11 protein-coding genes and 2 pseudogenes are annotated in these 12,614 nt (G+C 65.9%); 3 read left to right on the top strand and 10 right to left on the bottom strand.

Going from position 1 to position 12,614, the window contains the following annotated elements; translation table 11 throughout:
* Positions 1-76 precede the first annotated feature (76 nt).
* Together SKC41_RS19375 and SKC41_RS19370 are read right to left on the bottom strand one after the other, a co-directional pair.
* Positions 77-760 (bottom strand): annotated as a pseudogene (locus SKC41_RS19375) (oxidoreductase); the annotation flags it as partial.
* Between the two features lie 316 nt (positions 761-1,076).
* Entirely contained in the window at positions 1,077-1,997 is a 921-nt protein-coding gene (locus SKC41_RS19370) for a TIGR03619 family F420-dependent LLM class oxidoreductase (RefSeq protein WP_330979296.1), read from the bottom strand.
* 210 nt (positions 1,998-2,207) lie between these two features.
* Here SKC41_RS19370 and SKC41_RS19365 point away from each other — a divergent pair, with 210 nt between their 5' ends.
* Positions 2,208-2,819 carry a PadR family transcriptional regulator gene (locus SKC41_RS19365; RefSeq protein ID WP_330979561.1) on the top strand — a complete coding sequence of 204 codons (612 nt, stop codon included), beginning with the start codon at positions 2,208-2,210 and terminating at the stop codon, positions 2,817-2,819.
* On the opposite strand, the gene SKC41_RS19360 is transcribed toward SKC41_RS19365, so the two are convergent.
* Positions 2,816-4,519: a 3-ketosteroid-delta-1-dehydrogenase gene (locus SKC41_RS19360; RefSeq protein ID WP_330979295.1), complete on the bottom strand. Its 1,704-nt coding sequence runs from the start codon at positions 4,517-4,519 to the stop codon at positions 2,816-2,818. The genes SKC41_RS19365 and SKC41_RS19360 overlap by 4 nt on opposite strands.
* Positions 4,520-4,620: 101 nt before the next feature.
* On the opposite strand from SKC41_RS19360, the gene SKC41_RS19355 reads away from it, so the two are divergent.
* Complete coding sequence (locus SKC41_RS19355; protein ID WP_330979560.1) at positions 4,621-5,736, top strand: Rieske 2Fe-2S domain-containing protein; 1,116 nt, start codon at positions 4,621-4,623, stop codon at positions 5,734-5,736.
* Positions 5,736-6,050 (top strand): ferredoxin, encoded by a 315-nt coding sequence (locus SKC41_RS19350; RefSeq protein ID WP_330979294.1) that lies wholly within the window; start codon positions 5,736-5,738, stop codon positions 6,048-6,050. Before SKC41_RS19355 ends, SKC41_RS19350 begins: the two co-directional genes overlap by 1 nt.
* Before the next feature lie 27 nt (positions 6,051-6,077).
* On the opposite strand, the gene SKC41_RS19345 is transcribed toward SKC41_RS19350, so the two are convergent.
* The 7 genes and pseudogenes from SKC41_RS19345 to SKC41_RS19315 form a co-directional block, all read right to left on the bottom strand.
* Complete coding sequence (locus tag SKC41_RS19345) at positions 6,078-6,860, bottom strand: SDR family NAD(P)-dependent oxidoreductase (protein WP_330979293.1); 783 nt, start codon at positions 6,858-6,860, stop codon at positions 6,078-6,080.
* A gap of 17 nt (positions 6,861-6,877) precedes the next feature.
* A complete protein-coding gene (locus SKC41_RS19340) occupies positions 6,878-7,954 on the bottom strand; it encodes a hypothetical protein (RefSeq protein ID WP_330979292.1) in 1,077 nt (358 codons plus the stop codon).
* A 13-nt stretch (positions 7,955-7,967) separates the two neighbouring features.
* Positions 7,968-8,987: pseudogene (locus tag SKC41_RS19335) on the bottom strand (alpha/beta hydrolase).
* A 1-nt stretch (position 8,988) separates the two neighbouring features.
* Positions 8,989-9,861: an SDR family NAD(P)-dependent oxidoreductase gene (locus tag SKC41_RS19330; RefSeq protein WP_330979291.1), complete on the bottom strand. Its 873-nt coding sequence runs from the start codon at positions 9,859-9,861 to the stop codon at positions 8,989-8,991.
* Positions 9,858-10,337: a nuclear transport factor 2 family protein gene (locus SKC41_RS19325; protein WP_330979290.1), complete on the bottom strand. Its 480-nt coding sequence runs from the start codon at positions 10,335-10,337 to the stop codon at positions 9,858-9,860. Before SKC41_RS19325 ends, SKC41_RS19330 begins: the two co-directional genes overlap by 4 nt.
* 71 nt (positions 10,338-10,408) lie before the next feature.
* Entirely contained in the window at positions 10,409-11,434 is a 1,026-nt protein-coding gene (locus SKC41_RS19320) for an acyl-CoA dehydrogenase family protein (protein WP_330979289.1), read from the bottom strand.
* Positions 11,431-12,570 carry an acyl-CoA dehydrogenase family protein gene (locus SKC41_RS19315; protein WP_330979288.1) on the bottom strand — a complete coding sequence of 380 codons (1,140 nt, stop codon included), beginning with the start codon at positions 12,568-12,570 and terminating at the stop codon, positions 11,431-11,433. Before SKC41_RS19315 ends, SKC41_RS19320 begins: the two co-directional genes overlap by 4 nt.
* Between the last annotated feature and the right edge of the window lie 44 nt (positions 12,571-12,614).

Raw genomic sequence — 12,614 nt, 5'->3', positions numbered from 1 at the left:
GACGCAGCCACGAGTAGATCGGTCGTTCGGGTGGAACGCGAGCGTGCAGATATGCCAACCCCAGTTCGCGGGCGTTCCTGGCGAGGATCAGGTGTGCCTCCAGGTCCGGTTCGTGAATGTCGTTCTCCGGATTGCCCGGCGAGATGCGCAGCCCCAGCCGGTCGGGACCGATCGCGTCGGCAACCGCGGCGATGACCTCGCTTGGCAGCCGCGCCCGATCCTGGGCGGACCCGCCGTAGGGGTCGCGTCGATAGTTCGCGTCGTAGGTGAGAAATTGACTCAACAGGTATCCGTTGGCGGCGTCGATCTCGACTGCGTCGGCGCCGGCCGCGCGGGCACGGCGCGCTGCGGACACGAAATCAGAAACGATGCACCGTATTTCGCGAGCATTGAGTTCGTGCGGAACAACGAAGGCCTTTTTCCCGGCGGCGGTGTGCACCGTGCCGTCGGGTCTGATCTCCGACGGCGCCACGGGCCGTCTACCGCCCAGGATGTCGGGATGCGAGATCCGGCCAGAGTGCATGATTTGCAATACAATTCGACCGCCCGCCGCGTGAACCGCTTCGGCGACGCGCGCCCATCCAGCTTGCTGCGCGTCGGTATGCAAACCGGGCTGGTTGGGGTACGCCTGCCCCCGCGCCGAAGCGAAGCTGCCTTCGGAGATGATCAAACCCGAACTCGCCCGCTGCGCGTAGTAATCGGCCATCAGCCCGGTGGGCACCCCGTCGTCGGCCGCGCGGGTGCGTGTGATGGGCGCCATGAGGATCCGGTTCGGTGCGTACAACGCGCCCAATTGGATTGGGGCCAGCAAAGAATGGCCCGGGCACAGCAGCCGCGGTGGTAGTCCGTTTGCGGCCGGGTGCGACGAGTAGCGACGTTGCGCTCGACCGGCAACGGCGAATCTTCGAGCCACGATTTTCCGCGCCTTTCGTAGGGGAGTTGGCCGCCACGACTCCGGACGTGCGAACTGCCCGTTGATCGTGCGACAACTCCATGGTGTCGGCGCGATACCGCCGCCGCTAGGACTCGTGTCCTACCGCGTCGGAGGTGTGGACTCCCACAGCGATCGAACCCAGCTAGCGGACGTTCGGCTTGATCTCCTCGATCACCCACTGCGCGTAGTCGAGATATTCGTCGACCCCGCGTACCGCCGGAATGGGAACGGCACTGACCGTCACGCCCTGCGCGGCAAACCAGTTCAACCGGTCGATAATCTGCTCGGCGCTCATACCCGGCCGGTCGCGGATCCCCTTCTGGACAACATGCGCCTCGCCGACCCGATTGGTTCCCATCCCGTGCATCACGTCGAACGGCCGACCGTCATAGCACGGCTGAGATTTGATGTAGTCCACCCTTTCGGCAATTCGCTCAGGCGGCGTCAGAAACGCCCACCAACCCGAGGCATGCCGGGCCGCCCGGCGCAGTGCAGCGTCGGCGTCACCACCGATCCAGATCGGAAGGTGGGGTTTCTGAACGGGTTTCGGCTCGAACGCGATGTTGTCGAAGGATACGTAGCGACCCTCGAATTGCGGTGTGTCGCTTGTCCACAATTCGACGATCGCGGCGAGGTACTCGTCGGCGATGCGGCCCCGCTCGTGAAACGGCACTCCGAGCAGTTCGAACTCCCTTGCCAGCCAACCCACTCCGAAGGTCACCATCATCCGGCCCCCACTCATCCAGTCGGCGGTGGCCAATGCCTTGGCCAGGACGATCGGGTGCTGCAGCGGCAACACGGTGACACAGGAATTGATCGCGATGCGTTCGGTGGCGCCGGCGACATGGGCTTGGGCGACCGTCGAGTGCAGATAGTGCGGCCCGGACAGTTCGACATGCTCGGCCGGAATGACGAGGTGTTCCGGGAAAGCGATCATGTCGTAGCCCAAGCGGTCGGCGCATTTGGCCATCCGGGTCTGGTCGGGCCCGGTGACTTCTGGTTCCCAGGGCTGCATGGTGGCCTTGAGGCGGAGCATATGCGGAAGAGGGAAGACGAATTTCACGCAGGAACTCCTTCTCGAATGCGGCCGACAGGGAAATCAAAGCCCACTCGGCAGCCGTCGTCACCCAAAACCGGTCATCCAGCGGTGTCCCGGCCAGCGGTCAGTGCCGCCCACGCTGCCAGCCTGTGTTGTTAACCTAGCGACGTGGCGCAGACCAGCGGAAAGCTGAATAAGGCGGCGCTTGCCGCGACTAGTTGGGCGCTGCTGGGCATGATGTCCTACGAAGAAGAAGTCTCCGGCTACGACCTGAAGAAGTGGATCGACTGGAGCGTCGACCTCTATTACTGGAGCCCGTCGTTCAGCCAGATCTACACCGAGCTGAAGAAGCTGGAGGGTCTGGGCCTGGTGATCTCGCGTGTCGAGCGCGACGAGGGCACCCGCAGCCGCCGGTTGTACAAAATCACCCCGGCGGGGATGGACGCGATCACCGAGTGGACCAATCACGCGCCCGTGGATCCGCCGGTGCTCAAACACAGCGTGCTGCTGCGCATGACGTTCGGGCATCTGAGTAACCCCGCGCGGCTCAAGGAATTACTGCAGGAACACGTGGATTACGCCGAAGCCAGGCACCGTAAGGCCGTCGAGGACGCCGAGGGGGCCGAAGCCGAACCCGCGTGGGCCTACTCGGTACTCGCACTGCGCTGGGCGGCCAAGTATTACGCCGCCGAGCGTGAGTTCGCCCTGGACATGATGAAGGAAATCGACGAGGCCGACCGCATCCTGCAAACGGCGCCGAAGGGTAGTGCGGGTAAACCGCGGCCGACGCCCGGCTATTGGCGCGAGGTCGAAAAGCAGGTCGAGGCCAAGCGCGAAGCCGATTAGTCGACCCCGGCCGCGTCTCGTGCGGCGATGTAGCCGTAGACCAACCCCTGCGCGATCGTCGCGCCCGCCCCCGGATAAGTCGTGCCGAAGGCGTTGGCGGCAGTGTTGCCGATTGCGTACAACCCGTTGATCACCGCGCCGTCCTCGCGCAGCACCCGCGCCCGGTGATCGGCTTTCAGCCCGCCGCAGGTGCCCAGGTCGCTGAGCACCATCTTGACGGCGTAGAACGGTCCTTTGGTCAACGCGCGCAGGTTGGGATTGGGCGCGATCGTCGGGTCGCCGTAATAGCGGTCGTAGGCGCTGCGGCCCCGGCCGAAGTCGGGATCGACACCGGCAGCGGCGTTCTCGTTGAAAGCGGTGACCGTCGCGGTGAACTCCGGGACCGGCACGCCGATTTGGGCGCCCAGCTCGGCGAAGCCGTCCGCACTTACCGCGATGCCGGCGTCGTACCACGTCTGCGGGATGCGCATCCGCGGAAACAGTTGGGCGCCAAAGACATAGCTGTTGCGGTACTGCTGGTCGAAAATGATCCACATCGAATCGACCGGGCTGCCGGCTCGTTCCAGCTCGAGCAGTCGCTGGCCGAAAGACATGTAGTCCGACGACTCGTTGGCGAAGCGGCGGCCGTGCTGGTTCACGATCAGGCTGCCCGGCAGCGACCGTTCGGCCAGCATCACCGCGGGTGGCTGACCGGGCAGCGGGGCGACGGCGGGAAACCACCATGCCTGGTCCATCAGATCGATGCCGCCGCCGAGTTCCAGTCCGGCGCGAATGCCGTCGCCGGTATTGGCCGCCGCACCGAGACTCAGGTTGGGGCGCAGCGACTCCGACTGGAATTTCCACCGCATGTCCATGCTGTGGTCGAAACCGCCGGTGGCCAGCACGACCCCGCGCCGGGCGGTGATCATCACCTCGCGGCCGCGGTGCGACACGACCGCGCCGCGGACCCGGTCACCGTCGACGTCCAGGCGCAACAAGCTCGTTTCGGTCCAGACCGGGATGCCGGCCCGCAGCACCCCCGCGAACAATCCGGCCGCCAGGCCCTGGCCACCCGCTGCGTACCGCCGGCCCAGCATCAGGCCGCCCACCCCTTGCGCAATTCGCTTGGCGAACGTCGGAATTCCCTTGCGCGGCACCCGCGCCACCAGATTCATCCAGCGGTAATCGGCACCCGTCGTCGGGACCGGGACGCTCACCTCCATCAAGCCCGGCTCCAACCGGGCCCGGTAGGCGCCGAGCCGCGACGTGTCGAACGGGCGGCATTCGCAGGTGCGGCCCGCCGCGCTGCCACCCGGCTCTTCGGGGTGGTAATCGGAATAGTCACGCGCCCAGAAGAATCGCAGGGGAGTGGTCCGCCGCAGCATTTCGACCGTCCCGCCCACATGCGTCAGAAATGCCGCCGAGCGCTGCCGCGGCGCCGAACCCGCGACCACCGAGTCCAAGTACGTCGCCGCCCGCTCCCGCGTATCGCCGGCATGCGCCTCGGCCAGCACCGGACCCGCGGGTAGCCACAACGCGCCACCGGAGCGGGCTGTCGAGCCGCCGATGTGCGACGCCTTCTCCACGACCAGCACCGACAACCCGAGTTCCTGGCCGGCCAGCGCCGCGGCCATCCCGGTTCCCGACCCTACGACCAGCAAGTCGACGCTGGTGTCGGCCACGGAAAGTCCGGTAGGGATCGTCGCGCTGTGTGCAGTCACGCGGAGAACCGTATGTCGCGGCGTCGATGCGGCGGAATAGTCGTCCTGATGAGTGGAACAGGCAACCCCGAACCGGGTGCTTTGCAGTTTGAATCATGCCCATGCATGACACCGACGAAATTCGGCTCATTGAAGCCCAGGCCGCCCCGGCCCGGTTTGCCCGTGGCTGGCATTGCCTCGGGTTGATCAGAGATTTCGGTGACGGCAAGCCACACGCGATCAAGGCGTTCGGTCAGCAGCTGGTCGTCTTCCGAAGCGGGGACGGCACGGTCAACGTCCTGGACAGCTATTGCCGGCACATGGGCGGCGACCTGTCCCAGGGCGAGGTGAAGGGTGACGAGATCGCCTGCCCGTTTCACGACTGGCGCTGGGGCGGCGACGGGCGATGCAAGCAGGTGCCTTACGCGCGGCGCGCGCCCAAGCTGGCCCGCACCGCGACCTGGACGACGCTCCAGCAGGACGGCATGTTGTTCGTGTGGAACGACCCGGAGCGCAAGCCGCCACCGCCGGAGGTGACGATCCCGCGTATCGAGGGTGCCGCCAGCGACGCGTGGACAGACTGGCACTGGTACACCACCGTGGTGAACACAAACTGCCGCGAAATCATCGACAACGTGGTGGATATGGCGCACTTCTTTTACATCCACGGATCGTTGCCCACGCACTTCAAGAACATCTTCGAAGGTCACGTAGCGACGCAGTACATGAACAGCGCCGGACGTCCCGACCTCGGCGGTGAGGGCCCCAACATGCTCGGCACTACCTCGGTGGCCTCGTATTGGGGACCGTCGTTCATGATCGACGACCTGACCTATCACTACGAGGACGCCGACCACCAGACGGTGCTGATCAACTGCCACTACCCGGTCGACGCGAATTCGTTTGTGCTGCAGTACGGCATCATCGTCAAGAAGTCGGACGCGATGCCCGAAGACCTGGCCATGCAGACCGCGATTACCCTCGGCGACTTCGTCAAGATGGGCTTCGAGCAGGACGTGCAGATCTGGCGTCACAAGGCGCGCATCGACAATCCGCTGCTGGTCGAGGAAGACGGGCCGGTCTACCAGCTGCGTCGCTGGTATCAACAGTTTTACGTCGACGTTGCCGACGTGCAACCTGACATGGTGGACCGCTTCGAGTTCGAGCTGGACACCACCCGGCCGTACGAGGCGTGGATGAAAGAGGTCGAGGCCAACTTGGCGGCTAGGGCCGGATGATGCAGGAATCGTCTGTGTGCGAGGATAATCGGCTCCGTGAGATGCCGATGGCCCCGGTGGCGTGTCGCGAGTGTGGTGCCCGGGTGTTGGTACGCAAAAGCAGTTGGAACCAGACCAGCGTGCAGTGGAACGCGGGTGCGTCGGCGCGCTGCATCCAGCGACGTGAGGCCGAACGGCTGGCCGGTCACCACCGCGGGCCGTTCCTGGTATGTGCCGCGTTGCGGGACTCGATTCAGGTTGCCGTTGCGACAGGAGAATTGGCGGTCGTCGACACCACTGACCACCGTCAGACGCAGAGCGAGGGGCGGTGGTGACCGGTGCCAGCCGTGGGGCCGCCGTAATCAGGCGTGCGCGCCGCCGTCGATGCGGATCTCGGTCCCGGTGATGAATGCGCCGTCGTCGGAGGCCACCATGGCGACCACCGCTGCCACCGAACTCGGGTCACCCAGAATCTCGTTCTCCTTGCCGTGCAGCAGCGGAGTCTGCTTAGCCCACAGCCCGAGGTCATAACCTTCGGGCATCTTGTCCAGCGTGCTCATCGCCAGTGCGGTGGCAACCCCACCCGGCTGGATGTTGACCGCCCGCAGACCCCGTTTGGAATATTCGAGCGCCAGCGCATGGGTGAAGGACAACACCCCACCCTTGCTGGCCGCGTACGCCGCCATATACGGGTGCGCGAAAGACGCTGCGGTGGAGGTGAAGTTGACGACCACGCCGCGCCCGGAGGCCAACAGCGCCGGGAGCGCCTGCCGGGTCATCAGGAAGGTTCCGGTCAGGTTGACCGCCAGGGTGGCATTCCAATCAGCCAACGTATGCTCGTGGGTATCCGCGCAGCGCTGGATGGCGGCGGCGTTGACCAAGACCTCGAGACCGCCGAGGTCGGCGACGGCGGCATCCACCGCCGAAGCGACCGCCTCTTCGTCGGAGATGTCGAGGACCGCGGTGGCCAACCGCTTGCCGGTGCCGGCCTCGCCGGCCGCAGCCGTTGTGCGCTGCAGGCCGTCAGCCGAAATGTCGTAGGCGACCACGGTGGCGCCCTCATCGAGCAACCGGGCCACGATCGCCTGTCCGATGCCGGAGCCCGCTCCGGTGACGATGGTCCGCCGATCCGCGAAACGATCCATTGTGCAATACCTTTCGGTCACGTCAGCTGGAAGGCGCTGATCGGTGCCTCCTCCGGATATGCGGCCGGACCGCCGATGTCATATGCGGCGTTGAGCGCCCCGATGAACTCCGGGTTGTGCAACGGTTCGCTGGGGATGTCGAGCTTGACCCCTTTGGAGTTGACATCGTCGACCATGATGTCGATCGCCTTCTCGACGGTCAGGTCGTCGGAGCCTTCCATGTTCTTCTTCAATTCGTCGTAGTCGGTGAACACCTCGGCGGACCAATGCACCAAGAACCGCAATTCGTCGGTGTGGTGGCGCGCGATCACCTGATCGCCATTTTTGAGCAGCCAATGGTCGTGGTCGTCGGGATCACCGCTGAACATCGTCTCGAAGGCCAAGCCGGCCGGAACCTGTTGGTCCAGCGGCCCGTTCGCCTCGCCGCGGTGCACCATCATCTCGTTCTGGACGACGACACCGCGGTTGTTGATCGGCGGCAGGATGCGCTGGGGCGCCTTGAGCGGCCCCTCGGGCCAGTAGGTGAATCCGCTACCGCCATCGAGCGAGAACCAGGTGATCACCTGGGCCATCTTGATCAGATAGTCGGTGAACAGACCGGACTTGCCCATCACACTGGTCAGCCACGTCGGCGCGTTCTCGTGCCGGACACCGCGAAAGCTCGGCGAATCCAGGTGTCCCGGATCGCGATTGGCGCACGGCCCATTGATGTTGAACAGCATCAGCTCAGGCTTGGCATACGCGGCGCCCCAATAGCGCTTGGCCAGCTCCAGGAAGCGTTCGTTGTAGAAGCAGTCGTGCAGCTGCGGATAGAGCACCGCGCCGTAATTCGCGAGGTAGCCGCGGAAGGTCGGGGTGAGGAACAGGTCCAGCGATGGGGTGAACCCTTCCGGAAACAATCCGCTCATCGTGGCGATCAGCTCGTCGGCCGACGCGAAGTGCTGGGCGATGATCAGTCGCCACGGGCCCTCGGTCCAGACCACGTCGAGTAATCGCTCGCGCTGGTCGTCGGTGTAGACGTTGTCGATCTCGCGAGGCGGGGCGGCCGGTCGCAGCACGTCGGAAAGCTCCATCCGCCGCTCGTCGGTGAGCATCAGCCATCTCCTTCTACCGTCGGTGAATTTCAGATTGTGCGCAGCGTGACCGCGGGACGCAGCGACGATGTCCGGTGATCGGGACGTCAAAATCGCAGCGGGTGAGCGAACTTCGCCCGCAGCAGCGCCCCGATCTCGGCGATGGCGAGCCGGCCCCGCGCGCGATTGCCTCCGATCGCATCAAAAACCCGTGATACATCCCCGGATAACGGGTGATGGTGGTCTGCACGCCGGCGTCCCGGAGCCGGTCGGCATACCGTTCACCCCAATCCCGGATCGGGTCGCAACCGGCGGTCACCACGATCGCCGGCGGCAGCCCGGACAAGTCGGTTGCGTAGGCAGGGACCAGGTACGGGTCATTCGGTGGTCCAGCGTCACCGTCAGCGAGTGTGTGCAAATAGTCGATGTCGTCGCGGGCGAGCAACGGCGCATCGGTCAGGGCGGCGATCGACGGCACGGTCATGTCGCGGTCGAGTCCGGGATACATCAGCACCTGCGCGCAGATCGCCGGCCCACCGCGGTCCCGGGCGGCCAGCGCGACCCCCGCGGCCAGCGATCCACCGGCGCTGTCGCCGACCACGGCGAGCCGGCAGTCGTCGACGCCGAGATCGGCGGCGTTGCGCCATACCCATTCGGTTGCGGCATAGGCATCGTCGAACTGGGCGGGCGGCGGCGCCTCCGGGGCCAGCCGGTAGCCGACGGCCACGACGGTGGCCTCGGCCGCCGATGCCAGTTCGCGTGCCAACGGCTCGAACGAGCGGTTGGAACCCATCACCAGCCCGCCACCGTGGAAGTACACCAGCACCGGTCCGCTGCAAGCGGTTCCGGGACGGTAGATCCGGGCGGGGATGTCGTCGGCGGGCCCGGGGATGGCGGAGTCGGTGACGGCCGCCATCTCCGGCATCTCCGCGGGCAGCGGGGCGGATTCGAGCCCGGCCCGCACGGCGGCCAGACCGCGCACACGCATCGACGGCACAGTTCCGAAAGAGGCGATCCGTGCGGCGGCATCGGGATCCAAAGGGGGCGTCACCATGTCATGGCTTCGTGGAGTTGAAGCGGCTTGCGGTGCGCAGCATCGGAGCGCTCTGTGCGGCAAGAATGTTCGCCCGCTCGGCCATCGCCGCGCCTACCGCATCCGGATGCGTATGGAGGTAGAAGCGACCCGATGCGGCCTGCGCGAACAACACCTCTGCTGCCCTGAGCGGATCCATGGCCGTGGCCTTGACGGCCAGCATCGCGGTCCGCTGCATCTCGGCGGCGCCGGCGTCGGTGGCCCGCGCCGGGTCGACGCCGCCAGCGGACTCGAAGATGTCGGATACCACGGCCCCGGGAAGTACGGCCTGTACGTGGATGTGGTGATCGTGTCCGGCCGTTTGGACCTCGAGATATAGGCACTCGGTCAAGGCGAGCACCGCGTGCTTACTCATGATGTAGGGCGCCTGAAACGCAATCGCGACGACGCCGCCGACCGACGACAGGTTCCACACCCACGCCTGGTCGTCGGTGGCCATCATTTTGGGTAGGAACGCCTTGATGCCGAAGAAGACGCCGCTGACGTTGATATCGACAACGCGCCGCCAGTTGGCCACCGGTGTGTCCCACAGGTAGCCGAACTGCTCGATGCCGGCATTATTCACGAGCAGACGCACTGCACCGAAATCGCGGTAGACCCGGTCGGCGAGTTCTTGCATTGCGTCGGGATCGCGGACGTCGCAGACGATCTCGACCGCCGCGCCCCCGGCCGCCCGGAGCTCGTCACGCAGTGCGGCGATCGCGTCGCCGTCGATGTCGGCCAACACCACCGTCATGCCCAGTCGGCTGGCGTAACGTGCCAACCCGGCCCCGATTCCGGCGCCGGCACCGGTGATGACCGCGACACCGTCGCCGAAGGTATCCCGAACCTTCACGAACCGACGGCGGTGCCGAAGGCCAGCTCCGACAGCAGAACTGAGTTTGTGGTGTCGAGGACGACGTCCATCTCGGTGAACTCCAATCCGGAGGCGCCGCGCCGGACCGCGACGTTGACCACCCCGCTGGATACCGCGAACGGCACGAAGTCGGCGATCTGGTTGACGAAGATGTAGAACCGCGCCTTCGTCACGTCACCGTCGGTCCCGTTGCGGTGCACGTTGGTGGCGTGGTGGCGCAACGGGTAGGGGCTCTGCTTGCGGTGCTCGGACAGCCATTCCATCACGGCGTCGCGCCCGTGCAGTTCCGGTGACATCAGTTCTTCGAAAGGGCTGGTGCCTGAATCACTTCGGCTCGCATAGCGGACGTCCTCCGCATAACTGGCCGCCAGCTCGTCGTAGTGCGCCTCGTCGTAGTGGTACCAGAAGCCGGCGATGAACTCCTGCAGTTCGGGCAGACTGATGTCAGTGCTCATGGCGTCAGTCAACTCCGAATGTGGCCGGGTCGACAGCACGGTTGCCCGGTCAGTGGAACACGGTCTGGGACTCAGCCGGTGATCAGGCCCCAAAGCCCGCCCGCACTCGCGTACAGCGCCGCGTCGGTGACCTGTTCGTCCCAGTCGCGCACCGAGCCGAACTCCGAACGCCAGGCGAGCGCGGACCGGGTGAACTCGTGCAGCCGGTGCTCACGGGTGGTGCCGAGGGCCCCGTGCACCTGGTGAGCGTTGCGGACGACCACTGATGCCGCGTGCCCGGCACACGAACGGGCAACGGCGACAAGCAGGCCGAGGTCTGGGCCCGACCATTGACCGGCCACCGCCGCGCTCAGCGCCGCCTCGGTCGTCGCACGGGCGAGGGCCGCCTCGGTTGCGATGTCGGACACCAGGTTTTGTACGGCCTGGAATTTCGCCAGCGGGCGGCCGAACTGGGCCCGTGCAGTCACGTGCTCGATGCACAGCTGTAAGATTCGGTCCAGGGCTGCGCACACTTGGATCGACCGCACCAGACCCGACTTCAACCGGAGTTGGGTGATGGGAGCAAGACCGATCGGAGCCCCTTCGACAGCGGCCAGATCCGCGTCTACAGTGTCTCGTGGTTCGCCGATCAGGTTGAAATCCGGTGTGATAGTGAGCATTTCGCGTGCCACATCTGCGACGCGATATTGGCCGTCGGATCGCCAGACGAGAACAACGCGGTCGGCCGACGCGGCCCATGGCACTTGAGTTGCGGCTCCCTGTTTGTCGAGCACGCATACGGTCCGCACCGCGTCGTCGACGGGCATGCCGGTAGCATCAAGTAGCCAACAAGCCAATAAATCGTGTTCCGCCAAAGGGATTCGCACTCCGTGACCGACCGCGGCAGTCAGCAATTCGGCCGCTTCGTACCATGTCGCTCCGCTGCCGCCGTTTTGCTCATTGCCGGTCAGCCGGACCAGACCGAGCTCGTCGAGCTGCCGCCATAAGGCCGGATCCCGCCGAACGATCGGGGTGGGCGGATGTTTTTCACGGTGACTGGCGAAAACTGCCGCCATCATGTCGACGAGTGCGCCGTCCGCGGCGGGCCCGGCAGTCATCGCATACCCAAACCGCGTGCGACGACGCCACGCAGAACTTCGTTGGTACCGCCGCGCAGCGTAAAGCCGGGTCGCTGGTCCACCGCCGCGCGTACCAGGCCGGCGAACACCGAATCGGGGGAGTCCTGCAGGTCGGCGAATTCCGCGATGTCGCCCTCGGTCGTGGTGCCCAGCACCTTGACCACCGCGGCCGGTAGGTCGGCGGGCTCGTTTCGTTCCAGCGCACCGGCCACGGCGGTGGACATCTGATGCAAACCGGCGATGCGCGCCACCAGCCGCCCCAGACGAGGGTCGCGGGGGATGGCGTTGGACGCCATCCGATCTGCGCAGGCCGCCAGCAGCACGAAGGTGGACAGGAACCGCTCGGGCCCGCTGCGCTCGAAGGCGAGTTCCGAGGTCACCTGTTGCCAGCCGTTACCGATCTCCCCGAACACCATCGCGTCGGGGACGAACGCCGAATCCAGGATCACCTCGTTAAAGTGGTGGTCGCCGTTCATGGAGATGATCGGGCGGATTTCGACGCCGGGTCCCCGCAGGTTCACGATGAACTGGCTGAGCCCGGCATGGCGGTGCGCCGGATCCGCCGCGGCGGTGCGCGCCAGCACGATGAACGCGTGCGCCCGGTGTGCGCCCGACGTCCAGACCTTGGTGCCCGTCAGCGACCAACCCCCGTCGACACGCTCGGCCCTGGTGTGCACGCTGGCCAGGTCGGACCCGGAGTCGGGTTCGCTCATGCCGATGCCGAAGAAGCACTCGCCACGCACGATTCGCGGCAGAAACTCCGACTTTTGTTGCTCCGTACCGTATTTGAGCAGCGAGGGTACGATCTGGCGGTCGGCGATCCAGTGCGCGGCGACGGGTGCGCCCGCGGCGAGCAGCTCCTCGGTAACGACGAAGCGGTCCAGGAACGAGCGGCCGTGTCCGCCGTACTCGGAGGGCACCGTCACACCCAGCCAGCCTCGCGCGGCCAGCGCGGCGGTGAAGTCCGCATCCCAGCCGGTCAGCCAGGCATCGACCGATGGCGTGAACGCCCCGGCGGCCAGCTGCTCGGCGAGGAACTCTCGCACCTCAAAACGGAGGTCCTCGGTGGCCGCGGCGTCGATGTGGGCGGGCGGCACCAAGCGGGGGAGCGCCATCAGCGCGTCTGCCGTTTGTCGAAGAGCTCAACGGGTCCTTCGAC

This window comes from Mycobacterium sp. 050128 (assembly GCF_036409155.1).
Taxonomy (GTDB): domain Bacteria; phylum Actinomycetota; class Actinomycetes; order Mycobacteriales; family Mycobacteriaceae; genus Mycobacterium.
Note: the sequence above shows the minus strand (reverse complement) of the source record. Positions and strands in the feature narration are given on the sequence as shown.

Coding starts and splice junctions, on each gene's coding strand:
- SKC41_RS19365 (WP_330979561.1), top strand. CDS start 2,208: ATGATGTCCTACGAAGAAGAAGTCTCCGGCTACGACCTGAAGAAGTGG.
- SKC41_RS19355 (WP_330979560.1), top strand. CDS start 4,621: ATGCATGACACCGACGAAATTCGGCTCATTGAAGCCCAGGCCGCCCCG.
- SKC41_RS19350 (WP_330979294.1), top strand. CDS start 5,736: ATGCAGGAATCGTCTGTGTGCGAGGATAATCGGCTCCGTGAGATGCCG.
- SKC41_RS19345 (WP_330979293.1), bottom strand. CDS start 6,860: ATGGATCGTTTCGCGGATCGGCGGACCATCGTCACCGGAGCGGGCTCC.
- SKC41_RS19340 (WP_330979292.1), bottom strand. CDS start 7,954: ATGCTCACCGACGAGCGGCGGATGGAGCTTTCCGACGTGCTGCGACCG.
- SKC41_RS19325 (WP_330979290.1), bottom strand. CDS start 10,337: ATGAGCACTGACATCAGTCTGCCCGAACTGCAGGAGTTCATCGCCGGC.
- SKC41_RS19320 (WP_330979289.1), bottom strand. CDS start 11,434: ATGACTGCCGGGCCCGCCGCGGACGGCGCACTCGTCGACATGATGGCG.
- SKC41_RS19315 (WP_330979288.1), bottom strand. CDS start 12,570: ATGGCGCTCCCCCGCTTGGTGCCGCCCGCCCACATCGACGCCGCGGCC.